The sequence below is a fragment of the Arthrobacter sp. TMN-49 genome, from assembly GCF_054511095.1.
This window is the reverse complement of record NZ_JBTNDH010000027.1, coordinates 23,900-47,211: the sequence shown is the minus strand read 5'-3', so window position 1 is coordinate 47,211 and position 23,312 is coordinate 23,900. Positions and strand designations below refer to the sequence as shown.

At 64.7% G+C, this 23,312-nt stretch carries 23 protein-coding genes, 1 pseudogene and 1 riboswitch; of the genes and pseudogenes, 15 read left to right on the top strand and 9 right to left on the bottom strand.

All coding sequences use genetic code 11. The features are described from left to right. Positions 1-199: 199 nt before the first annotated feature. Complete coding sequence (locus ACX80E_RS12955; protein WP_459302399.1) at positions 200-1,345, bottom strand: mannose-1-phosphate guanylyltransferase; 1,146 nt, start codon at positions 1,343-1,345, stop codon at positions 200-202. A 314-nt stretch (positions 1,346-1,659) separates the two neighbouring features. Here ACX80E_RS12955 and sdhC point away from each other — a divergent pair, with 314 nt between their 5' ends. From sdhC to ACX80E_RS12930, 5 genes are all read left to right on the top strand, one after another. Continuing rightward, positions 1,660-2,052 carry a succinate dehydrogenase, cytochrome b556 subunit gene (gene sdhC, locus ACX80E_RS12950; RefSeq protein WP_459302398.1) on the top strand — a complete coding sequence of 131 codons (393 nt, stop codon included), beginning with the start codon at positions 1,660-1,662 and terminating at the stop codon, positions 2,050-2,052. Next, positions 2,053-2,520: a succinate dehydrogenase hydrophobic membrane anchor subunit gene (locus ACX80E_RS12945; protein ID WP_459302397.1), complete on the top strand. Its 468-nt coding sequence runs from the start codon at positions 2,053-2,055 to the stop codon at positions 2,518-2,520. Positions 2,521-2,622: 102 nt separating this feature from the next. Continuing rightward, a complete protein-coding gene (gene sdhA / locus ACX80E_RS12940; protein WP_459302396.1) occupies positions 2,623-4,422 on the top strand; it encodes a succinate dehydrogenase flavoprotein subunit in 1,800 nt (599 codons plus the stop codon). 8 nt (positions 4,423-4,430) lie between these two features. Next, positions 4,431-5,213, top strand: coding sequence for a succinate dehydrogenase iron-sulfur subunit (locus tag ACX80E_RS12935; RefSeq protein WP_459302405.1), 783 nt, complete (start codon positions 4,431-4,433; stop codon positions 5,211-5,213). A 246-nt stretch (positions 5,214-5,459) separates the two neighbouring features. Further along, positions 5,460-6,557 (top strand): type IV toxin-antitoxin system AbiEi family antitoxin domain-containing protein, encoded by a 1,098-nt coding sequence (locus ACX80E_RS12930; RefSeq protein ID WP_459302395.1) that lies wholly within the window; start codon positions 5,460-5,462, stop codon positions 6,555-6,557. A gap of 220 nt (positions 6,558-6,777) precedes the next feature. On the opposite strand, the gene ACX80E_RS12925 is transcribed toward ACX80E_RS12930, so the two are convergent. The 6 genes from ACX80E_RS12925 to ACX80E_RS12900 form a co-directional block, all read right to left on the bottom strand. After that, positions 6,778-7,866, bottom strand: a complete 1,089-nt coding sequence (locus ACX80E_RS12925) for a YihY/virulence factor BrkB family protein (protein WP_459302394.1) — start codon at positions 7,864-7,866, stop codon at positions 6,778-6,780. Continuing rightward, positions 7,844-8,401: a 2'-5' RNA ligase family protein gene (locus tag ACX80E_RS12920; protein WP_459302393.1), complete on the bottom strand. Its 558-nt coding sequence runs from the start codon at positions 8,399-8,401 to the stop codon at positions 7,844-7,846. Before ACX80E_RS12920 ends, ACX80E_RS12925 begins: the two co-directional genes overlap by 23 nt. Positions 8,402-8,403: 2 nt before the next feature. Next, a complete protein-coding gene (gene trpS / locus ACX80E_RS12915) occupies positions 8,404-9,432 on the bottom strand; it encodes a tryptophan--tRNA ligase (protein ID WP_459302392.1) in 1,029 nt (342 codons plus the stop codon). 16 nt (positions 9,433-9,448) lie between these two features. Further along, positions 9,449-10,300 (bottom strand): exodeoxyribonuclease III, encoded by an 852-nt coding sequence (locus tag ACX80E_RS12910; protein WP_459302391.1) that lies wholly within the window; start codon positions 10,298-10,300, stop codon positions 9,449-9,451. Between the two features lie 116 nt (positions 10,301-10,416). Further along, entirely contained in the window at positions 10,417-11,022 is a 606-nt protein-coding gene (locus tag ACX80E_RS12905) for a hypothetical protein (RefSeq protein ID WP_459302390.1), read from the bottom strand. 84 nt (positions 11,023-11,106) lie between these two features. Further along, positions 11,107-11,895: a GAP family protein gene (locus ACX80E_RS12900; protein ID WP_459302389.1), complete on the bottom strand. Its 789-nt coding sequence runs from the start codon at positions 11,893-11,895 to the stop codon at positions 11,107-11,109. A gap of 126 nt (positions 11,896-12,021) precedes the next feature. Here ACX80E_RS12900 and ACX80E_RS12895 point away from each other — a divergent pair, with 126 nt between their 5' ends. From ACX80E_RS12895 to ACX80E_RS12875, 5 genes are all read left to right on the top strand, one after another. After that, positions 12,022-13,233, top strand: a complete 1,212-nt coding sequence (locus ACX80E_RS12895; protein ID WP_459302388.1) for a sensor histidine kinase — start codon at positions 12,022-12,024, stop codon at positions 13,231-13,233. A 121-nt stretch (positions 13,234-13,354) separates the two neighbouring features. Next, positions 13,355-14,023, top strand: coding sequence for a response regulator (locus ACX80E_RS12890; protein ID WP_459302387.1), 669 nt, complete (start codon positions 13,355-13,357; stop codon positions 14,021-14,023). 76 nt (positions 14,024-14,099) lie between these two features. Beyond that, on the top strand, positions 14,100-14,600 hold the full coding sequence (locus ACX80E_RS12885) for a LysM peptidoglycan-binding domain-containing protein (protein WP_459302386.1): 501 nt from the start codon (positions 14,100-14,102) through the stop codon (positions 14,598-14,600). Between the two features lie 56 nt (positions 14,601-14,656). After that, on the top strand, positions 14,657-15,736 hold the full coding sequence (locus tag ACX80E_RS12880; protein ID WP_459302385.1) for a M4 family metallopeptidase: 1,080 nt from the start codon (positions 14,657-14,659) through the stop codon (positions 15,734-15,736). Then, positions 15,733-16,044, top strand: a complete 312-nt coding sequence (locus ACX80E_RS12875; RefSeq protein WP_459302384.1) for a protealysin inhibitor emfourin — start codon at positions 15,733-15,735, stop codon at positions 16,042-16,044. Before ACX80E_RS12880 ends, ACX80E_RS12875 begins: the two co-directional genes overlap by 4 nt. A gap of 94 nt (positions 16,045-16,138) precedes the next feature. Here ACX80E_RS12875 and ACX80E_RS12870 read toward each other — a convergent pair whose 3' ends face one another. Then, positions 16,139-17,023: a bifunctional methylenetetrahydrofolate dehydrogenase/methenyltetrahydrofolate cyclohydrolase gene (locus ACX80E_RS12870; RefSeq protein WP_459302383.1), complete on the bottom strand. Its 885-nt coding sequence runs from the start codon at positions 17,021-17,023 to the stop codon at positions 16,139-16,141. Continuing rightward, the gene (glyA, locus tag ACX80E_RS12865) at positions 17,017-18,303 is read right to left on the bottom strand and encodes a serine hydroxymethyltransferase (protein WP_459302382.1); all 1,287 of its coding nucleotides are present in this window, start codon (positions 18,301-18,303) and stop codon (positions 17,017-17,019) included. Before glyA ends, ACX80E_RS12870 begins: the two co-directional genes overlap by 7 nt. Positions 18,304-18,422: 119 nt before the next feature. Continuing rightward, positions 18,423-18,511: riboswitch (ZMP/ZTP riboswitch) on the bottom strand. 49 nt (positions 18,512-18,560) lie between these two features. Between glyA and purU the strand changes: the two genes are divergently transcribed. From purU to ACX80E_RS12840, 5 genes and pseudogenes are all read left to right on the top strand, one after another. Then, on the top strand, positions 18,561-19,421 hold the full coding sequence (gene purU / locus ACX80E_RS12860) for a formyltetrahydrofolate deformylase (RefSeq protein WP_459302403.1): 861 nt from the start codon (positions 18,561-18,563) through the stop codon (positions 19,419-19,421). A gap of 146 nt (positions 19,422-19,567) precedes the next feature. Further along, complete coding sequence (locus ACX80E_RS12855; protein ID WP_459302381.1) at positions 19,568-20,326, top strand: LamB/YcsF family protein; 759 nt, start codon at positions 19,568-19,570, stop codon at positions 20,324-20,326. Further along, complete coding sequence (locus tag ACX80E_RS12850; protein ID WP_459302380.1) at positions 20,323-22,017, top strand: carboxyltransferase domain-containing protein; 1,695 nt, start codon at positions 20,323-20,325, stop codon at positions 22,015-22,017. The genes ACX80E_RS12855 and ACX80E_RS12850 overlap by 4 nt, the downstream gene beginning before the upstream one ends. Continuing rightward, positions 22,017-22,187 (top strand): annotated as a pseudogene (locus ACX80E_RS12845) (biotin carboxylase N-terminal domain-containing protein); the annotation flags it as partial. The gene ACX80E_RS12850 and the pseudogene ACX80E_RS12845, both read left to right, overlap by 1 nt. A gap of 202 nt (positions 22,188-22,389) precedes the next feature. Next, entirely contained in the window at positions 22,390-23,070 is a 681-nt protein-coding gene (locus ACX80E_RS12840) for a GntR family transcriptional regulator (RefSeq protein WP_459302378.1), read from the top strand. Positions 23,071-23,312 lie beyond the last annotated feature (242 nt).

Sequence of the window (23,312 nt, the reverse complement as noted above, 5' to 3'; positions counted from 1 at the left end):
AACGCACGCCCCCGCAAGTCACTCGGCTGGAAAACACCAGCCGAAGTATTCCGTGATCTACTGATACCAAGCTAACCACCCAGTGTTGCAACCACCCCTAAAATTCAAGATCCCTGTAACTCGCCATCCCTGTAACTCGCCATTTTGGCTGGGAAAGCGCTTTCCGATCCAATAACTGCCACACAGATTCAAGAAAAGGCTAGAGGACGTCGGTGTCGCCCTTGGCCTTGAGGCCGTCAACAGCGTTTTTCACCAATTGTGAATGAGCGCGTGTGGTGACCAACAGGGCGTCGGGGGTGTCAACGACCACCACATCCTGGATACCAATCAAGGCGATGACTCGCTTGGTGTCGGTGACCACAATGCCGCTGCTGTTCTCCGTGAACACCCGGGCACCCTCACCCAGGACGGTGACGGCATCCACCTCCTTGGCGTTGTTCAGCCGCGCAATGGCAGCGAAGTCGCCCACGTCATCCCAGCTAAAGGACGCCGGTATCACTGCCACGTCGCCGGCGTCGGCCGCGGGTTCGGCAACAGCGTAGTCAATGGCGATTTTCGGCAGGGTGGGCCAGATGCGGTTCTTCACAGCGACCCGTTCGGGAGTGTCCCAGGCCATGGCGATTTCCATCAGGCCCTCATAGAGTTCGGGCTCGTTGATCTTCAAATGGTGCAGCATCAATTCCACCGGGGCCACAAACATGCCGGCGTTCCAGTTGTAGTCGCCACTGGCCAGGTACTCTTCGGCGACTGCCTCGCTGGGCTTCTCCACGAACTTCGCCACCGTCTGGGCGCTCGGGGCGCCCTGAATGTGCAGCGGTGAACCGGTCCTTATATAACCGAACCCGGTGGATGCGTGAGTCGGCTTAATGCCGATGGTCACAATTTTGCCGGTGGCTGCCGTGTAGATGGCTTCACGCACGGCGGCCTGGAATTCCGTCACCGGACTGATGACCTGGTCAGCGGCGAACGATCCCATGATGGTGGAGGGGTCACGGAGATACAAGATGGCTGCGGCCAAACCAATGGCGGCCCCTGAATCCTTCGGCTCAGTTTCCAGCACCAGGTTCGCGTCAGCAATTTCGGGCAGCTGCAGGCACACGGCGTCGCGGTGCGCGTCCCCCGTCACCACCAGGACCTTCTCGCCGCTGAGCGGTTCCAACCTGTCATAGGTGGCGCGCAGCAGCGTGCTGCCACTGCCGGTGAGGTCGTGCAGGAACTTGGGGGCGGCGGCCCGGGACAACGGCCACAGTCTGGTGCCAACACCACCGGCGGGAATCACTGCATAAAACCTGCCCAACGGATCCGTTGTGGGCTGCTCGGGTTCAACCAAATTTTGCGTATTCATCACCCCCACCCTAAGGTATGCCGGTGCGTGGGCCGGGGGTCCGCCACGAAATTTCCACCCACGGTAGGAGAGCCGGGGGCGCCGCCGGCGCACCCCAGGACACCGCCGCGAACGCTCCAGGACGGGGAAAATCGGGCCCCTACAGCACGAAAATGTGACACGCCTGTGATTTGTCGCATAGAGCAAGGAGTGCCTAAGTTGAATATGCTGTTAGCTAAGCCTAAATTTAGGCAAAGTTATGAGTGCTCACGCCGTGTGCGTTTCCCCGCGTGGAACCACGCCAGCGCAACGGTGATGCAGGGAAGGTTTATTCAGTGCCGACAAAACCAGCTGGCACTCTGTACCGCGGCCGAGAAGGCATGTGGTCCTGGGTGGGACACCGAATTACCGGTGTAGTAATTTTTATTTTCTTGTTGGTGCACGTCCTGGACACCTCATTGGTGCGCGTGTCCCCAGAGGCGTACACAGCAGTTATTGGGGCGTATAAGAACCCCATCATGGGCTTGGGTGAAGCGGCACTAGTGGCAGCAATCGTCTTCCACGCCTTCAACGGCTTGCGCATCATCGCCATCGACTTCTGGAAGAAGGGCCCCAAGTACCAGCGTCAGCTGCTCTGGGGCGTCCTGGGGCTGTGGGCCGTGACCATGATCCCGTTCCTGATCCGTCACCTCACCATTGTCTTCTCTAATTTCTTCGGGGGGCACTAAATGAGCACCAACGCCATTGCGTCACCGCGCTCGGACAGCGCACGGTCACCTAAATACAAGCGGTCCACGAGTTCCGGCTCCAGCTTTGAGATGTTTGCCTGGCTGTTCATGCGCCTCTCCGGGGTCATCTTGATTGTGCTGATCTTCGGCCACTTGTTTGTCAACCTCATGGTCGGCGAAGGCATCCACGCCATCGACTTTGGCTTTGTGGCTGGCAAGTGGGCCGACCCGTTCTGGCAGATCTGGGATCTGGCCATGCTGTGGTTGGCCATGCTGCACGGCACCAACGGTGTGCGCACCATCATCAATGACTACGCAGAACGCGCCGGCACCCGCCTGACGCTCAAGACTGTGCTGTTCATCGCCTCCACAGTCATCATTGTGTTGGGCACCTTGGTGATCTTCACCTTTGACCCGTGCCCTCCCGGCGCCGTCATCGACCTCCCGTCCTTCTGCACGGTTCCTTAATACTTTTTGAGGAACTCACCGCTCCCGGCAGCATCGGCGGGCGGATCAGCACGAAGTGAACACCAGTATTTTGCGCAGTAAATGAGAGAAAGAGCATCCAGTATGCAGGTCCACAAATACGACGTCGTAATCGTCGGGGCCGGTGGCGCAGGAATGCGTGCCGCCATTGAATCCGGCCAGCGTGCCCACACCGCTGTTCTGACCAAGCTCTACCCCACCCGCTCCCACACCGGCGCAGCACAGGGCGGCATGTGTGCAGCCCTCGCCAACGTCGAAGAGGACAACTGGGAATGGCACACCTTTGACACCGTCAAGGGCGGCGACTACCTGGTAGACCAGGACGCCGCTGAGGTCATGGCCAAGGAAGCCATCGAGGCCGTCATCGACCTAGAAAAGATGGGTTTGCCGTTCAACCGCACACCCGAGGGCCGCATTGACCAGCGCCGCTTTGGTGGCCACACCCGTGACCACGGCAAGGCGCCCGTGCGCCGTGCCTGCTACGCCGCGGACCGTACCGGTCACATGATTTTGCAGACCCTGTACCAAAACTGCGTCAAGCACAACGTTGAGTTCTACAACGAGTACTACGTTTTGGATCTTCTCACTGTCGAAGAGGAGGCCACCCGCGCGGATGGCTCCATCTACCTGCAGAAGAAGACGGCCGGCGTCGTCTCCTACGACCTGGCCACGGGCGAACTGCACGTGTTCCAGGCCAAGAGTGTCATCCTGGCAACAGGTGGCGCCGGCAAGGTCTTCAAGACCACCTCCAACGCACACACGCTGACCGGCGACGGCATGGGCATCGCGTTCCGCAAGGGCATCCCGCTAGAAGACATGGAGTTCTTCCAGTTCCATCCGACAGGCCTGGCCGGTTTGGGCATTCTGCTCTCCGAGGCGGCCCGCGGCGAGGGTGCAATCTTGCGCAACTCCGAGGGTGAGCGCTTCATGGAGCGTTACGCCCCCACGATCAAGGACTTGGCGCCGCGTGACATTGTTGCCCGCTCCATGGCCAACGAGGTTCGTGAAGGCCGCGGTTGTGGCCCGAACAAGGACTACGTCCTTTTGGACTTGACCCACCTGGAGCCGGCGCACATTGACGCCAAGCTCCCGGACATCACCGAGTTCGCGCGCACCTACCTGGGTGTGGAGCCGTACACGGAGCCCGTCCCGGTGTTCCCCACCGCCCACTACGCCATGGGCGGTGTTCCCACGAACATCACCACCGAGGTCCTCCAGGACAACGACACAGTCATCCCGGGCCTCTACGCCGCCGGTGAAGTTGCCTGCGTGTCGGTCCACGGTTCCAACCGTTTGGGCACCAACTCGCTGCTGGACATCAACGTGTTCGGCAAGCGCGCCGGTATTGCCGCGGCCAAGTACGCCCTCACGGCCGACTTTGTGGAACTGCCGGAGAACCCGGAAGCTGAGACTGTCGCCTTGTTGGAGCATGTCCGCACCTCCGACGGCGGCGAAAAGGTTGCGCTGATCCGCAAGGATCTGCAGGACACCATGGACGCGAACATGCAGGTGTTCCGTACGGCTGATTCCTTGAACAAGGTTCTGGCCGACATTGCATCCTTTGAGGAGCGCTACTCGCGCATCACTGTGCAGGACAAGGGCAAGCGTTTCAACCTTGACCTGCTCGAGGCAGTGGAGCTGGGCTTCCTGCTGGAATTGGCGAAGGTCATGACGGTGGCTGCCCTGCACCGCCAGGAATCCCGTGGCGGACACTACCGCGAGGACTTCCCGGAGCGCGACGATGAGAACTTCATGAAGCACTCCATGGCATACCTGGACTCGGGCGTCACGGAAGAGAACTCCGCTGAAAGCATTGCCGGGATCCGCCTGGGCACCAAGCCCGTCGTCTTTACGCGCTACCAGCCGATGGTGAGGAAGTACTAATGAGCACCGTGGAAACTGAACTGCCGGAACCGGCATCCAAGATTGAAATCCCGGCCCACCTCGGTGGCGGCGGGGAAATCCCCACCTTCGACGTCACCTTGCGGGTGCGCCGTTACAACCCTGAGGTCTCGGAAGAGTCCACGTGGGAAGACTTCACCATGACCATGTACGGCACCGACCGCGTGTTGGATGCCCTGCACAAGGTCAAGTGGGAGCAGGACGGTTCACTGACCTTCCGCCGTTCCTGTGCCCATGGTGTTTGTGGGTCCGATGCCATGCGCATCAACGGCCGCAACCGTTTGGCGTGCAAGACGCTGTTGAAGGACCTGGACACGTCCAAGCCCATCACGGTTGAGCCCATCAAGGGTCTGCCCGTGGAGAAGGACCTCATTGTGGACATGGAGCCGTTCTTCCAGTCCTTCCGCGAGGTCATGCCGTTCCTGGTGAACCGTGGCCACGACCCGGCCAAGGAGCGCCTGCAGTCCGCCGAGGACCGCGAGCGTTTCGACGACACCACCAAGTGCATCCTGTGCGCCGCGTGCACGTCCTCCTGCCCCGTGTTTTGGACCGACGGGCAGTACTTCGGCCCGGCCGCCATTGTCAACGCACACCGCTTCATCTTCGATTCCCGTGATGACGCCGGCGACATGCGCCTGGAGATCCTCAACGACAAAGAGGGCGTGTGGCGTTGCCGCACCACCTTCAACTGCACCGAAGCATGCCCCCGCGGGATTCAGATCACGCAGGCCATCGCCGAGGTCAAGCAGGCCATCCTGGGTCGCAGCATCTAACACCGGCTTCGCCCTAAGCGCCGTCCCCGTTCCGTGGGGGCGGCGCTTTCGCGTTCGCGGGCGCCCTCAGTTCGCCGAGTCAGACGGTCCCCCACCTCTCCATTCGCCGAGTCAGACGAACCCCCGCCGAGTCAGACGCTGCGCAACGGCCTGTTCGCGGTTCTCCATCTGACTCGGCGATTTCGGAGTTATCCACAGATTCTGGCGAGCCCGTTTCTGGCCCGTTTTGTGCCGCACGCTTGAAGTATGGACTCCCAGGTACCCTCCCCCAAGCACGACGCCGTCCCCCGCTCCGGCTCCCCGGCCAGACTCAGTGCCGTCCCCCGCTCCGCCGGCGAACCATGGCCCACGTCCGCCCAACCCGGTTCTGGCCCGGGACGGGGTGCCAGCTTCCACCGTGTCCCCGTGGAAGCGACGCTGGGCCGCTTCCGCACAGCCTTCCCCGACCGGCGCGTTGTGTGGCGGACGAGCCAGCTGAGGGAGGCCGGTTTCGACGACCGTGCCATCAGGCGTTTGCTCGAGGGAGGTGCGATTCTTCGGGTCCGTCAGGGCTGCTATGTCCGCGCGGCTTACTGGTATCGGCAATCGTCCACCGGCCGGGAGCGGCTCAGGGTGGTGTTGCACAGCTTTGCCACCTTGAACACCTCCGCGTCCGGCTTTGTGTACAGCCATGTCTCGGCAGCGCGATTGCACGGACTGTGCCTATGGGAGGCGGACACCCTGATCCATCTCACCCAGCCCGGCAAGCCTTCGAGCATCGGCCACGGCAAGGACAGCGTTGTTCATGCGCGGGCGCTTCCCGAACAAGATGTGGTGACGATCGACGGCCTGCAGGTGACGTCGCTGGAACGCACAGTGATCGATTGTTGCCTGACAATGCGTTACAAACAGGCACTGATCGTGGCAGACCATGCCCTGCACCTGGGCGCTAACATCGCCAGGCTGCGTGCCACCGCCGAAACGCTGGGCGCCCACCGCGGTATCCGGACCTTGCGCAAGGTTCTGAGGCACGCCGACAAACGTTCGGAATCACCGGGTGAGACGCTGGCTCGTGATCTCATGAGGGAGCTACTGATCCCCGCTCCGGTGCCACAGTTGTGGATTGCCACCCGTCTGGGGGTATTCCGTGCCGATTTTGCCTGGCCGGGAAAACGACTGATTCTGGAGTTTGACGGCCAGAGCAAGTACTTTGACTACGCTCCCACCGAGCAAGTACTCCTCGAGGAGCGTCAGCGCGAGAATGCGCTGATCGAGGACGGTTGGCGGGTGATCCGTGTGCAGTGGAAGGACCTCTTCAACGAGCAATCCTTCAAGGCCCGTATCCTGGCGGCCCTGGCGCGCTAACCCGGCCCACCGTGCCGAGACAGACGGATCGCCGCCGAGACAGACGCTGACTTGCAGCTTGTTTGCGGGCCTCCGTCTGACTCGCGGCGGGGCGGCGGCGGGGCGGCGGCGGGGGCGGGGCGGAGGGCGGCGGAGCGGGGCGGCGGGGCGGCGGCGGGGCGGCGGGGCAGCGGGGCGGGGCGGCGGGGCGGGGCGGGGCGGGGCGGTGGCAGCCGCGGGTCTACGCCTTGGCGCGGCGCGGGCGCAGATCCGCGGATCGGACGGCTGCGATCGCCGCGGCAATCAAATACACCTGGCTAAGCAGGAAGAACCAGACGAACAAGCCCAAGATCACGGCAAAGGGGGCCAGCAAGGGGTTGTTGGTGACACCGTTCAGGAGCAGGGCGCTAAAGAATCGCAACAGGGTGGCGCCGGCACCGGAAAACACCGAGGCCAGCAACAACACCCGGCGCGGCATGCTCACCCGGGAGGCCATGCTGAACATGACCATCGCCACGGCCACATCCAGCACGAACATCAGCGCCACTGAGCCAAGCCGGGCGGACAGGCCCGGCAGGAAGCTGCCCCAGCCAAGGAACTCGCTGATGTTGCCCACGGCCGTTGTGCTCAGGACACCGAGCGCACTGGTCAGCACCAGGGCCACGGCCAGCACCAACAGGGTGAGGACGTCGCGTGCCTTCGAGAGCAGAAAATTGGTCCGGTCCCGGGATAGTCCCAGCACGGAACGGATGCCTTCACGCAACCCGTTAATCCAGCCAAGGGCCGTGATGGTGAGCGCGATCAGGGAGATCACCAGCGTCAAGCCGAATCCGCCGGTGCCAAGAAGCTGTTCGGGCGTGGCCAGGCCGCCGGAGCCGGTGTTGATCAGCCCCGGGGTGCTCTTAGCCACCAGATCAATCACGGCGGCACTGAGCACCTCGTTGTCCGAGGCGATCATGCCGAAGATGGCAAACCCGGCCACCAGCATGGCACCCACGGAGAAAAACATGAGGTAGGCGTTGCCGGCCGCCAGCAACGGCCCGCGCCGGCGCGTGTACAGGTTCCACACACGCACCGGGAACATGTGCCCGGCCCTGGCGTTGAGCCAGTGCAGCAGCGCCGCCGCCTTGCTCAGGGCTTTGCCGCCGGCCTTGGCGCTCTGGAACGCCTCCTGCTTGGACCTGGCCCAGGCGGCTAGCGCCCTGCGGTCCAGGGGGCTGGGCGGCGCCTGGCTGGGTGCCGCCAGGGGACGCTTGGCTCGCACGCCGGGAGCTGTCGTCCCTGGAAAGTGGCCACCGTCGGCCTTCTCACGATGTTGCGACTCCCCCAAGGCTGATCTCCTCGCGTAGTTCCCAGCCACCGGCCAGATGGTCAAACAGTCCTATGCTGGCTACTTCAAAGTCGGCACTAAAGCCAGCCAGCTCAGACTTTGCCAGCGCCATGGTTGCCTCGTCAAGGTCGTGGGCAACAGTCAGGTGGGGATAAAAATCAAACTCCAGCAGGTGCTCCAGCGGACCCGCCAACAACTGCTCGTGGAGCGTCGTGCATTCGGCGCCACCGTCGGCAACATCGACGTACACCACCGGGGAGACCGGCTCAAACGTCCCCGTCCCGCGCAACGAAATCACAAACGGCGTAGCGGTTGCGGCCACCTTGCGCACATGCTCGGCAGCCTTCTCCCACGTGTCACTGGTCCTTCCTGAGACGAGCGTGATGTGCGGAGGCACGACGGCGGCATCCGGGCCCGCGTAGAACTCTCGCCGAGCGCTGAGCACGGCGGCAAGAGCCGGGGGCAGGGAGACAATGACGCCAAGACCGTCGACGTGCGGAACCGGCGAGGTCCCGCTCTGACCAATGCCTGGCACGCTTATCCAACCGCCGGGCGTGGGGGCAAGAACCCCACCTTGGCGTAGACGTCGGCAAGTGTCACGGACGCAATTTCGCGTGCCTTCGCGGCCCCGTGGGCCAGCAGCGTGTCCAGCTCGGCCGGGTCATCGAGCAGTTCCAGGGTGCGTGCCCGGATGGGTTCAAGGCGGGCCACCACAGCCTCGGCCACATCAACCTTCAGGTGTCCGTACATCTTGCCGTCGTACGCTGCCACCAAGTCCCCCACAGGGGTCGCCGTCAACGTCGAGAGGATCTCCAGCAAGTTGGTGACACCGGGTTTCAGCGCCCGGTCGTGGGCAATGACAGTTTCGGTATCGGTGACTGCTGACTTGATCCGCTTGGCCGTGACCGAAGGATCGTCCAGCAGGTTGATCAGCCCGTTGGGTCCGGACGCGGACTTGGACATTTTCGACGTCGGATTTTGCAAGTCATAGATGCGGGCGCCTTCTTTTTGAATGAAAGCCTCCGGCACCACAAAGGTGTCACCGAAGCGGCGGTTGAACCGTTGCGCCAAATCCCGCGCCAACTCCACATGCTGGCGCTGGTCATCCCCCACGGGCACACCCTGGGGGCGGTACAACAAGATGTCCGCCGCCATCAACACCGGGTAGGTGAACAGCCCTACACTGGCGGCGTCGGAACCTCCCTTGGCTGACTTGTCCTTGAACTGGGTCATCCGCGACGCCTCACCGAAGCCGGTGATGCAGTTCAGCACCCAGGCCAGTTGGGCGTGTTCGGGCACGTGCGACTGCACAAACAACGTTGACTTTTCAACGTCAATGCCGCCGGCAATATACTGGGCGGCCGTCTTGCGGGTCCGCTCGCGCAGCTCCGCCGGATCCTGAGTGACGGTGATGGCGTGCATGTCGGGGATGAAGAACAGGGTTTGGTAGTCCTCCTGGGTTTTGACCCAGTTGACCAGCGCTCCCAGATAGTTGCCCAGATGCAGGGAGTCGCCGGAGGGCTGCATGCCCGAAAGAACGCGGGGGCGGGCGGTGATTTCACTCATGAAAGCTAGGAGTCCTTCAGAACTTGTAGTCGACGACCAGCGGCGCGTGGTCGGAGAAGCGGGCCTCATAGGATTCTGCCCTGTCAACCACTGCCCGGGCAGCCTTGGCGGCAAGGCCCGGCGTGGCCATGTGGTAGTCAATGCGCCAGCCCGTGTCATTCGTGAACGCCTGCCCACGGTTGGACCACCAGGTGTAGGGGCCTTCGACGTCGCCGGCAAGTTCGCGGGCTACGTCCTTGAACCCGATTTCCTCGCCAAAGAACCTGTCAAAGTAGGCGCGTTCCTCGGGCAGGAAGCCGGCACGCTTCACATTGCCCTTCCAATTCTTAATGTCCAGCGTGGTGTGGCCGACGTTGAGGTCACCAACCACCAGCACATGGTCGCTGGTGGCTGCCAGTTGGGGCAGCCGGGCGATCATGGTGTCCAGGAAACGGAACTTGTCCTCTTGTCTGGGGGTGCCCACCTCGCCGGAGTGCACGTAGGCGCTGACAACAGTCAACGTGGTGGGTGAACCGTCGGAGCCGGTGATGACATAGTCGGCCTCAACCCAGCGTCCTGTGGTGGCGAAATAGTCCTCACCGATACCCACACGGGTGGCCACCGGTGCCAGAACATCCTTGCGGGTGGCGATCAGAACGCCCGCCCGGCCCTTCGCTTCGGCCTCGGCATGGAGCAGGTGCCAGTCCTCGCCGAGGAAACCCTCCACTATGGCATCGGGTGCGCGCACTTCCTGCAGACACAGGATGTCAACGTCGCGCTCGGCCAGCCAGGGGCCCATGCCGTTCTTGTAGGCGGCACGGATGCCATTGACGTTGACGCTTGCGATCCGCAACTGACCGTTTTCATTACCGTTACTCACTTGCACCACCTTACCCGCAGGTACCCACGATTCGCAGGTCCGTGCGCTGCATGTCCAGCCGCGCATTGCCTGCCCTCGCAGGCCCGCGGCGAATGTGTGTCACCTCTGAACAGACCGAACCTGTCCTAGTCGATGATGACACCGGAGACGGGTTCGTCGTCCTGGCCTGCCGTGGTGTTCGCCGCGCGCTGGCGTTCGGCGTCCTTTTTCGCCATGGCAGCATCCATTTTGGCTTCCTGAGCCTCCCAGTTCGGGTTGATCATGCCGCGGCCGTTGACGGCTGTGATGTCAATGGTTTCCAGGGCGCGGGCCACCATTTGCGGGTCCTTGCCCAGGAACTCGTTGACCACGCCGATCTGGACGCTGATGATCTTGAAGGAGTGATCCAGTTTCAGTTCGCGCGCTTTGGCGCTCTGCCGGGAGCCGGCATCGTCGGCGACAAGGTGGGTGCCGCCGTCGGCCGGGGCCTTGACACTGTTCTGCTGCGCCAGCTGGGCCTGGGCCAGGGCAACCTGGCGCGCACCAAACGCTGCTGCCTTGTGGACGCCGATGTACACCACCGTGGACAGCACCAGCCAGCCAAAGGCAATGGCGGCGATGATCCAGCCCAGCACCGTGCTGCTGTTGGCCGCGAACACCAGTGCCACCAGGAAAACAACCGCCAACACGATGGTGCCCACGCCTGTGTACTTGCTGGGTTTGGATATTTTGCCTGTTCCAAGAGAAGTCATGCCTCCATTCTCTCAAATGGCAGCGTGTGGCGGGACCTGCTTCCACCAGTGGCGAACGGGAGGGCCCGCCAAGCGGCCGCCGGACTATTTGAACGGGTTCCAAGCCGCCAGCGGGGCCAGGTATGACAAACCCGATCGCAGGAGCAGGAAGCCGACTATCCCCACCACCCACATCATGGTTTCGGCGGAGATCTGTCCCAGCTTGTTGCTGACACGGTTCAGGAAGGGGTCCAGCGTTGCGCCCAGGCTGACCCGCAGACCCAGCAGCACCAGGGCCGGGATGAGCATCACCAGGCAATAGCTGGCCAGGACGGCCAGCTCACCGGGCAACGGCAGTGATGAATTGGCCAGGAACCCTATGGCGGCCAGGTACGGCAGCATGGTGGGCAGCTCCAGGACGCCGGCCACGAGAGCCAACGAGACGATGCCGGCGCGGCTCGTGAGTGCCGACGCTATCCTGCCCTGCCAGCGCCGTTGCGCTGCCGGGGTCTTCGCTGCGAGCTTCCCCGGGTGGTCGTTCGACGCCGGCCCGGCAGCGCCCGCGCCAACTGTCACTGGCTTCTTGCCGGAACCGGCAAACAACGCATAAGCGAGCAGGAGACCTCCGCCAATGCTCATGCTCCACTGGACAGCTGGCAGCTGTGCCACCGAGTCAACGGACAGGCCGCCGATCAGCCAGCTGGCCCCGCTGAGCACCACCACACCCAGCAACAAGTAAAAGCAGGCCAACACCCCCAGGTAGAGCAGAATCCGTGGCACCAGCAGTTTGGTATCTAGGCGCAGCAGCAGCCACAGCGGGATCAACAGCGTGCCGATGCTGGTGCTGTCGATCAGCGCCAGGACTGCCAATTGTGCATATAGTGCGGGAGTCATGGACCCAGCGTGCCAAAACTGTCCCTGCCGTACATCGGCCATCCGGCCCACCTGGGGGTCATCCCTTAGTCGGACGGCGCGGCACGTCGCTTGCTTGTCGGCAACCCGGCAACGGAAGATGGGCACATGGAAGAACCCACAGCCACGGCCGAACCCGCAGCAGTGTTCACGCGCCTGCGCAGTGGCTACAGCGGTTTGACTGTTCACCGCCTGGCGGCCATCAGGGTTGAAGATCTGGCCCTGGCCGGGGGATATTTCGCCGTGTTCTGGCTCCTTGCGGCCGTCAATTTTTCCTCGACCGGCAACCTCCGTGTGCCAGCGTTCGCCGCGGCGTGGCCCGCCATCGCCGTGCTGGGCTGTGCAGGGGTCCTGCTGCGGCGGGCGGCACCGACAGCCATGGCGTGGCTGTGTGCCCTGGCCGTCATCGGCTTCGTACTGGCAGGTCATGCGGGTGCTTTTGTGCTGGCCTTCGAGCTTTTCTTTTCACTGGTGCTGTTCGCTTCCCCGCGCGTCTCCCAACTCGCCGCCCGAGGCTCGTGGGTCCTCACGGCCATGCTGGTCCTGACGGTGTTCGCCGTCTCCGGAAGCGTCGAGGAAACCGTCGCGGCAGCCGTTATTGCTGTGGTCACGCTGCTGACACCTGTGGAATGGGCGGGGAACCTGCGCAAGGCACACCTCCTCACCGAGAGTGAAACCGCCCGGGCCGACGCCGTCCACGATGCCGCCGAGCAACGCCTGCTGGCTGAACGAAACGCCCATGACCTGGCGTTGGAGCAGGAACGGGCGCACATGGCACGCGAACTCCATGACGTCATCTCCGCCCGGCTGTCGGCCATCGCCTTACAGTCCGGGGCTGCTTTGCAGTCGGGCGCCAGCGCGGGCATCGCGGCTGCGGACGCACACGGTGAGCTCCTCCGCCAGATCCGCACCGAAAGCACCGCGGGCCTGGCCGAACTCAACAGCATGATCAGGCTCCTGCATGCCGGGGAAGCGAGCGAAACGGCGGGCCGGCTCAGCGATCTGCCGGGCCTGGTGGAGCAGTATCAACGCGCCGGGACCAGGGTGTTGTTTTCAAATAACTTGCCCGACGCCGGCGCGCACCTGCCGTCGCCGACCCCCCTCTATCGCGTGGCCGCCGAGGCCCTGCTCAACGCCACCCGGCACGCGCCCGGCCAGGCGATAGTGCTCACGCTCACGCAGGGTTCGCCCCACGCCGTCCACTTGTGCGTCACCAACCCGCTGCCCGAGATCTCCAACGACGGCCCGTCCGGCGCAACGGCACCGGCACCGGCATACCCAGCATGTCCTTCCGGGCGGCCCACGCCGGCGGAACACTGACGGCCGGCCCCAGTGAGGGGCAGTGGCAAGTGTCGCTCACCCTGCCCGTCCCCGCGCGTGGGGAGGCCGGCGCCACTACAGCGAGCGCCACCGCGCCCGGCACACCGGAACGGCACGGGGCATGAGCGCGCCCGGGGACACGGCGCCCCACTGCATCTCAGTCCTGCTGGCGGATGATCACACAGCCATCCGACTGGGTATGCGCATGGTCATTGACACCGCAGCCGACCTGGAGGTGGTTGGTGAAGCCGGTGACGGTGCACTCGCGGTGAGCATGGCCCGGTCTTTGCGGCCCGACGTCGTCCTGATGGATCTGCGCATGCCGGTCATGGACGGGGTGGGCGCCACCATGGCCGTCTGCGCCGAGGACCTGGCGAAGGTCCTGGTGCTCACCACCTTTGACCATGACTCCTACCTTTTTGGCGCGCTGGCGGCCGGGGCGCAGGGATTCCTGCTCAAGAGCGCGGAACCGGCGGCCATCACCGAGGCGGTGCGGCGTGTGTACGGCGGCGACCAGGTTGTGGCGCCGGAGGTGACGGCCCGGATTGTGGCGGCAGCGCTGTCCCCCGGGAGCGGCCCCGGCCAGGCGCCGGCGCAACGCCCGGAGCTTGAGGTCTTGACGGACCGGGAGCTGGAGGTGTTTGACTGCCTTGGCGAGGGTCTGAGTAACTATTCGATCGGCCGGCAGCTGGGCATTTCCGAGACGACTGTCAAGACCCACGTCTCGCGGGTGCTCGGCAAGCTTGGGTTGGCCTCGCGCGTGCAGGCCGCCCTGTTCCGGCACGGATAGCGCGGCCCCAAAAAGCTTCCCTTGCCCCGGGCACGGAACAGGCGCATCATGGTGGAAAATGACTCAGGAGGACACCATGGTTGTTCCACGTTTGATAGAGATCCGTCAGCCGCGCCACAATGACGTGATTGGCAAGGCGTTTGTGATTGCCGGTTTCGGCACCGGTTTTGAGGCAGTGGTCCTGTGGAAAGTTTTGGACAATGCCGGGCACACCTTGGGCAGCGGCAATATCCACGGCGCCGGATCCATGGGCGTCATCCACGACTTTGGCAATGTGGTGACGCTGGGTAACACCCCGGCCAGAGGCGCCCACGTGACGCTGCAGGTATTTGGTGACGATCCCTCAGGCATCCATCCGCCGGGCCCCGATCTGAATCTTGTCCGCGTCACCTTGTTCACGGCACTGGCCGGCTTCAAGCTCTATGAGGTCAAGAGCGGTGACAACCTCACCAAAATCGCCCTGCAGCAGGGGCAGAACACCACGGCCACCGACATCTACGATGCCAATAGGGACACCATCGTCAATCCCAACTTGATCTTCCCCGGCCAGATTTTCCGCATCCCGCTGCTCAGCTGAGCAGCGTCCTGGTCATCACTGAAATTTCCGCCCCCACAGGAAGAAGAGGCAAGGACATGTCGAGAATTCATGGGCGAGCCAACTGCAGCATTGCTCCGCCGGATATGCTGGGCCGCTTGGCCGTTGACGGCACCCCAAAACAGCGCGAGGCTGCTGTGCGGGCCCTGGCCACCTCGGCCGCCATCCGTTCACAACGCGCCGTGATGGGACGGCTCAACCGCCAGCTCAATCTGAACATCGGGCAAATGGTGGGCTTCGCCGTCACCCCGCAGCGGCGCCTGACCATCTACGACAACAAGACCAATGGCCGGACCTTCCTGCCGGGGGTGCGGGTCAGGGACTGGGGCCAGCCGCCGGTGGAAGATGTGGCCGTCAACCAAGCCTACGACGGCAGCAGCGCAACCTACGAGTTCTACCGCGACGTGTACAAGCGCAACTCCCTTGACGGGGTTGGGCTGGAGCTGGTTTCCTCCGTGCACTACGGTGTTGGGTTCGACAACGCTTTCTGGGACGGTTCCCAAATGGTGTACGGCGACGGCAGCGGGCGGATCTTCCAGCTTGGCGGACTGACCCGGTCGCTGGATGTCATCGCCCATGAACTGACCCACGGCGTCACCGAACTGACGGCCGGCCTGATCTACAGCAAACAGTCCGGCGCCCTGAATGAATCTTTCTCCGACGTGTTTGGTTCGCTCGTCAAGCAATACAGCGTGAAGCAGTCCGCGGCCGACGCCGACTGGCTGATTGGGGCGGGAATCCTGGTTCCCACCCTGGGGGCGGCGCTGCGCTCCATGATGAATCCCGGCACCGCCTACTCCGGCGACCGGCAACCCGGCCACATGGACGACTATGTGGATCTGCCCGATGACAATGACCCCCGCAACGACAACGGCGGTGTGCACATCAATTCCGGCATCCCCAACCGTGCCTTCGCGCTGGCGGCCACGGCCATGGGCGGCAACTCCTGGGAGAAGGCGGGCAAGATTTGGTACGACGTGCTGACCACCCGCCTGCGCCCCAACTCGCAATTCGACGAGGCCGCCCGAGCCACTGTGGACATCGCCGGATCCTTGTTCAGTTCCACCGAGCAGGACATAGTCCACAACGCATGGAAAGAGGTCGGTGTCCGGACATGAAGCTGACGATTCGCCGGGGCGGCGGGCTGGCGGGCCTGGTGTCCCAAACTGAGCTCGACGCCGAAACCCTGCCGCACACTGCTGCGGAGGCCTTTGCCGGGGCGGTTGCCCGCGCCAATCTGGCGGCTCAGCCGGTGTCGGCCCCTGCTCGCAACTGGCCCGACGCCCAACTCTATGAAATTTCCTTGGAGGATACCGAGGCGCCCGTCAGCGTCTTCTATACGGATGAAAACCTGCCCGAGACCGTGCGCACCCTCATGGCCTGGGTGGATGGGCGCCCCGAACGGGTCGAGTCGCTCAACCCGTAAAACGTGGCCCCCAGCAAAAGGGAGGACGACGGCGGAACACAAGTTCCGCCGTCGTCCTCCCAACGCTCGCGTCGGGGAGCTGGAAAAGCAAGCGCTAGGCGCGCTCTGCCGCCTCAACCACGTTGGCCAACAGCATCGCGCGGGTCATGGGGCCCACTCCTCCCGGGTTCGGGGAGATCCAACTGGCAACCTCTGCCACCGCGGGCTCCACATCGCCGGTGACAACGGCCTTACCGTTGCCATCATCGACGCGGCTCACGCCAACATCCAGGACAATGACGCCGGGCTTGAGGTCCGCTGCCTTGATCATGTGCGGCACGCCGGCGGCGGCCACCACGACGTCGGCCCGGCGCAGTTCAGCCGCCAGGTCCTTGGTGCCGGTGTGCGCCAACACCACTGTGGCGTTGACGTCACGGCGGGTCAGCAACAAGCCCATGGGCCGGCCAATGGTCACGCCACGGCCAACGACCACCACGCGCTTGCCCGCCAGGGTGATGCCGTGGCGTTCCAACAGCACAATGCAACCCTTGGGGGTGCACGGCAGCGGGGACGTCATGGGCCTGTTCACATTGGCCACCAGGCGGCCCAAGTTCATGGGGTGCAGGCCGTCAGCGTCCTTGTCCGGGTCAATGGCTTCAAGCACCACGTCCTGGTCAATGTGCGCAGGCAAGGGCAGCTGCACAATGTAACCGGTGCAGGCAGGGTCCTCGTTGAGCGCACGGACGGCGGCCAAAACTTCGGCCTGGGTCGCCGTCTCGGGCAGGTCAACGCGGATGGAGGTGATGCCAACCTCGGCACAGTCCTTGTGCTTACCGCCCACGTACCACTGCGAGCCCGGATCCGAGCCAACCAGAATGGTGCCAAGGCCGGGGGTGACGCCGCGGGCGGCCAGGGCCGCCACACGTTCGGTCAGCTCGGCTTTGATGGCCGCGGCGGTGGCCTTGCCATCAAGGATTTGAGCTACAGCCATTGTTACCATTCTTCCTGACCGGGGTAGAGCGGGAAGTTCGCGGCAAGTGCCTTCACGCGGGCGCTGAGGGCGTCAACATCTGCCCCGCCCTTCAGCGCTGCGGCGATGATCTCGGCAACCTCGGTGAACTCCGGCGCACCGAAGCCACGCGTGGCCAGTGCCGGGGTGCCGATGCGCAGACCCGAGGTGACCATCGGCGGGCGAGGGTCGAACGGGACGGCGTTGCGGTTCACCGTGATGCCAACGCTGTGCAGGAGGTCCTCGGCCTGCTGGCCGTCAAGGACGGAGTTGCGCAGGTCAACCAAAACCAGGTGGACATCAGTACCACCGGTGAGCACTGACACGCCGGCCGCGGCAACGTCGGGGGCGTTCAAACGCTCGGCGATGATCTTGGCGCCTTCGAGCACGCGGGCCTGGCGCTCCTTGAACTCTTCACCGGCGGCAACCTTGAAGGCCACGGCCTTGGCGGCGATGACGTGCATGAGCGGGCCGCCCTGCTGTCCCGGGAACACGGCGGAGTTGAGCTTCTTGGCCCACTCCTTCTTGGCCAGGATCACACCGGAACGCGGGCCGGAAAGGGTCTTGTGCACCGTGGAGGTGACGACGTCGGAGTAGGGCACCGGGCTCGGGTGCAGGCCTGCTGCAACCAAACCGGCAAAGTGGGCCATGTCCGTCCAGAGCAGGGCACCCACTTCATCGGCGATGGAGCGGAACGCGGCAAAGTCCAGCTGGCGCGGGTAGGCGGACCAGCCGGCAATGATGACCTGGGGCTTCTCGGCGATGGCCTGTTCGCGCAGCTTGTCCATGTCGATGCGGAAGGTGTCCGGCTCAACCTGGTAGGCGGCGACGTCGTACAGTTTGCCGGAGAAGTTCAGCTTCATGCCGTGGGTCAAGTGACCGCCGTGGGCCAGGGACAGGCCAAGGATCTTCTCGCCGGGCTTGATCATGGCGGCGAGGGCGGCAGCGTTGGCCTGGGCACCTGAGTGCGGCTGAACGTTGGCGTACTCGGCACCGAAAAGGTCCTTCACCCGCTCGATGGCCAGGGTTTCAGCCACGTCCACGTACTCACAGCCACCGTAGTAGCGACGACCCGGGTACCCTTCGGCGTACTTGTTGGTCAGCACCGAGCCCTGGGCTTCAAGCACCGCACGGGGGGCGAAGTTTTCGGAGGCGATCATTTCCAGCGTGTCGCGCTGGCGGCCAAGCTCGTCCCTGAGGACGGCTGCGATTTCCGGGTCCAGCTCGGAGAGCGGGGCATTGGTCACGGACTGGGTGGGGCTAAAAGTCACTACAGACTCCTGAGTAGGCAGCACGAAAAAACTCTTCTAGGAAAGAATATCGCTCCTGCGTTTACCGGCCGTCGTTGAACTTCATCTAACGGCCAATGGCGCGCATGAGCTTTACTTGACCTCGCGTCCCAGGCGTACGATCTTAAGGTCTTCGCTTCGTGCTGCTCCCCGGTGGTGTCCCACCTCATCGCCAGTCGCAACACCCTAATTGTAGTACAGGGGCACATTTGAGCGGTAACGTTGAACGGGTGACTGAACTGAACTCTCCCCACTCCCCCACCGGATATGTCCTGACGCTTTCCTGCGCCGACCAGCCAGGCATTGTCCACGCCGTGTCGGGATCCTTGCTGGAAGCCGGGTGCAACATCACCGATTCCCAGCAGTACGGCAACCCCGACACCGGCACGTTCTTCATGCGCGTCGCCGTGGAAACCACCACCTCCTTCAGCCGCCTCCGCGAACACCTCGAAGCGGTGGCAGAGCCGTTCAGCCTGAACTGGCAGTTGCACCGCGCCGGCGCGCCCGTGCGCACCTTGATTCTGGCGTCCAAGGCCGCGCACTGCATCAACGACCTGCTGTTCCTGCAGCGTTCGGGGACCCTGCCCATCGAGATTCCGGCGATTGTCTCCAACCACAGGGACCTTGAACCGTTGGCCAAGTTTTATGGCATCCCGTTCTACTACATCCCGGTCACCCCTGAGACGAAGGCCGACGCCGAGGCGGCCCTGTTGGAGCTCGTTGCCCAGCACAACGTGGAACTGGTGGTCCTGGCCCGTTACATGCAGGTCCTTTCCGATGACCTGTGCAAGCACCTGGCCGGCAAGGCCATCAACATCCACCACTCCTTCCTGCCGTCCTTCAAGGGTGCCAAACCGTACCACCAGGCACATGCCCGCGGCGTGAAGATCATTGGCGCCACGGCCCACTACGTCACAGCCGCGCTGGATGAGGGCCCCATCATTGAGCAGGAAGTGATCCGGGTGGCTCACGGCCACTCGGTGGAGAATTTTGTCTCCGTGGGCCGGGCCGTTGAGGCGCGCACCCTGGCCCAGGCGGTGCAGTGGCATGCCGAGCACCGGGTGCTGCTGGACGGGCACAGGACAGTCGTCTTCGACTAAGCCGGATTTATGGTGCCCGGCCTGGGGCCACGCACGAGCGCGGCACGCAGGCACGGCCACGCACCGGCACTGGCACGGCAGATTGTTGAACAATCTTGTTAAGTAGGGCATCCTTGGAGGAACACCTTACGAGACGGGGATCACACATGCCTTTCATTGACCTAAATTCAGACGTTGGCGAGTCCTTCGGCAACTGGACCATGGGCGACGATGCGGCAATCTTCGCCTCCGTCTCCAGCGCCAATGTCGCCTGCGGCTTCCATGCCGGGGACCCCAGCACCATCGCCGCGACTTGCCGCGCTGCCGTCGCCGCAGGTGTCACCGTCGGCGCCCACGTGGGCTACCGGGACCTGGCCGGATTCGGCCGCCGCTTCCTGGACTGCTCCCCCACCGAACTGGCCGACGACGTGCTCTACCAGCTGGGCGCGCTCTCCGCTATGGCCCGGGCGGCCGGGACCACCATCAAGTATGTGAAGCCGCACGGCGCCCTCTACAACACGATCGTCCACCATGAGGGGCACGCTCGGGCCGTGGTCGACGCCGTGAAGGCGTTCGGCACCGACCTTCCGCTGGTCCTGCTGCCGGGCTCGCTCGCCCTGGCCCGTGCCGAGGCTGCGGGGCTGCGTGCCGTGGCCGAGGCCTTCGCCGACCGCAACTACACCCCGGAGGGGACCCTGGTCTCCCGCCGCGAGGCCAACGCCGTACTCCACGATCCGGTGCAGGTCACAGCCAACATGGTCCGGCTGGCGACGGAGGGGACCATCACGGCCATTGACGGGAGCGTCATCGCCATGCCGGCCGAAAGTATCTGCGTCCACGGCGACACGGCAGGCGCCGTGGCCATGGCCGCAGCCGTCCGCGCCGGTCTCGAGGCCGCCGGCGTGCAGATCACGAGCTTTGTATGAGCGTCACCGCCACCCATTTTGCCGGCACCCGCGCCCTTCTGGTGGAACTGTCCGACCTTCAGGCGGTGCTCGCATTGGCCGCCCGGTTGGCGGCAGCACCCCTGCCGGGCCAGCTTGACGTCCTTGCCGCGGCCTGCACAGTCCTGATCAAGTTCGACTCCCGGCCCGCAGCCAAGGCCGCCGCGGCAGCCATCCCCTCCTTGCCGCTGGGCAGCGCCCCCGCCGATGCCGGAAAGCTTGTTGAGATTCCCGTCCACTACGACGGCGCCGACCTCGCCGACGTCGCCGAACTCACGGGCCTGAGCACCGAAGCCGTCATCGCCGCGCACACGGGCCAGCTCTGGCGGGCCGCGTTTGGCGGCTTCGCCCCGGGCTTCGCCTACCTCACCGGCGAGAACCGGACCCTGTCCGTGCCGCGCCGAGGAACCCCGCGCACCAACGTGCCGGCCGGCGCCGTCGCCCTGGCCGGCGACTACTCCGCCATCTACCCGCGCAAGTCACCCGGCGGCTGGCAGCTGATCGGGCACAGCGACGCTCTCCTGTGGTCCCTCGAGCGCGAGAGCCCGGCGCTTATCCGCCCCATGGACCGGGTCCGTTTTGTCCCGGCCCGGCCCAGCCTGAACCTTGGCCACGACGCCGGTTCCACTGCCGGGGATGCCGCGCAGGAGCCGGCAGCCGTTGCCCCGGCCGCGGCAAGCACCCACCCGGCCGGCGGGCTGGCAGTGGTCTCCCCGGGGCTGCAATCACTGATCCAGGACCTGGGCCGTCCCGGCCTGGGCGGGCTCGGCGTGTCCGCGGCAGGCGCCGTCGACCCGGCCGCGGCCCGTGCGGCCAACCGGCTGGTCGGCAACGGGCGCGGCGACGCCGTCGTTGAAAACCTCATGGGTTCGCTGTCTCTGCGGGCCATCACCGACCAGGTTTTGGCCGTCACGGGCGCCGCTGTGGAATTGAGCGTCAGCTCCCCCGAACACCCGACACGGCACCCCGCCCAGAACGCCCCCTTTGCCCTGCTGGCGGGGGAAACCCTGATACTCTCCCCCGCACTGGCCGGGCTGCGCTGCTACGTGGGCGTGCGCGGCGGCATCGCCGCGCCGCTGGTCCTGGGCAGCCGTTCCAGCGACCTCATGTCGGGGATCGGGCCCGCCCCCTTGGCCGCCGGGGACACCATCCCGGTCGGGACCATAACCGGCGTGCACGTCGTCGGCGCCCCGGAACCGAGCACCCTGCCCGAGCTCCCCGACGACGGCGTCATCAGGCTGCGCTTCACCACCGGCCCCCGGGAGGACTGGTTTGGTCCGGCCGGGCTGGCCACGCTCGCGTCGCAATCCTGGCTAGTCAGCTCCGAGTCGAACAGGATCGGCGTCCGGCTGGGGCTCGACGACGGCGGCACAGCCCTGACACGGATCCGCGAGGGCGAGCTGGCCAGTGAGGGGGTCGTCTGGGGGGCGTTGCAGGTCCCGCCGTCGGGCCTGCCGGTGCTGTTCCTGGCCGACCACCCGGTCACCGGCGGCTACCCGGTCATTGGCGTGGTGGTCCCGGAAGACCTGCCGGCCGCCGCGCAGCTGGCTCCAGGGTCGCGCGTGCGTTTCGTTCGGGTCGACCCCGACACCCTGGCCCCGCAGCCCACACCCCCGATCATGCTTGCCCGCCTTGGCGACAACCTGGCGGGCCACACGCAAGGAATCCACTGATGAAAAAAGTTCTGATTGCCCACCGCGGCGAGATCGCCGTGCGTGTGGCGCGCGCTTGTGCCGATGCCGGCTTGGCCTCCGTGGCTGTTTATTCCGAACCGGACGCCGACCACCCGGGCTACGGCTTCCTGCCCGAGAACGCGGACTTTGCCCAGGCCGTCCGGGAGGCCACCGCCGGCGACCCCGCGGTGGTTCTGGAAGCCCTGAAGATGGAAACCATTATCTCCGCACCGCGGCGGCACGCTGACGCACGGCACTTTCACCCCCGGAGCCGTGATTGTCCGTGGCGACACAGCCGGCCGGATCGTCTGTCGCAGCTGCGCGGCCGCGATCCTGAAACGACCACCCCGGCCCATTGGGTAGATTGTAGCCATGCCCATGAATGCTGCCCTCGATGACCTGTCCCGGCTTGATCCGGCCACCCACGCGCACACCGGCGAGTGGGTGGCGGCGGTCTTGCGAGCCCGGATTGCCGACGGGAAGCTGCTGCCGGGCAGCAAGCTCTCCGAACTGGCCCTGGCGGCCCAACTCGGCGTCTCCCGAAACACCCTGCGCGAGGCGTTCACGGTCCTGGCCGGTGAAATGATCATCACCCGCTTCCCCAATCGCGGCGTCTTTGTCGCCGCGCCCGGCAGGGAGGAGATTCGCGAGATTTACCGGGTGCGGCGCATGCTCGAACCCGCCGCCGTCCTGTGGGGGCCTGAGCTCGACGTCGACGCCCTGGGTGAGGTTGTTGCCGACGCCCGTCAGGCCCTGGCCCGCGGCTCCGTGGCGGAGATGGCAAGCGCCAACCAGCGCTTCCATGAGGAATTGATCCGTAGCACCGGAAGCCGCGGCTTGGCGGAGATCATGACGCGGGTGCTGGCCCAGATGCGTCTGGTGTTCCATGCCATGAGCGGGGCGCCGGACTTTCACAGCAACTACGTTGAGCTCAACGCGGAGCTTGTCCGGCTGCTGGCCGCCGGGGACCGGGCCGAGGCTGCCGAGACCCTGCGCAGATACTTGGATCGGGCCGAGGCGGAACTGCTGGGCCACCTTCCCGACTCCCCCTAGTTCACGGGGCCGCCCGCTACGGCAGCTGGTAGTCGATGCCCCTGGCGCCGGTGGCCATGGTTCCATCCATCCAGATTGGGTGACAGGAGCCACAGGAAGTGCCCCAAGGAACACGACAGGTTGTTGAACAATTCCACGGAGTTCTGTCATTGACGGTCGGGACAACAGTGCCGGCGCAGCTCGTGTGGGTGCTTGAGCCGGGCATCTAGATGAGCTACGCCGTCGGTTGTCGCAAAGGTCGG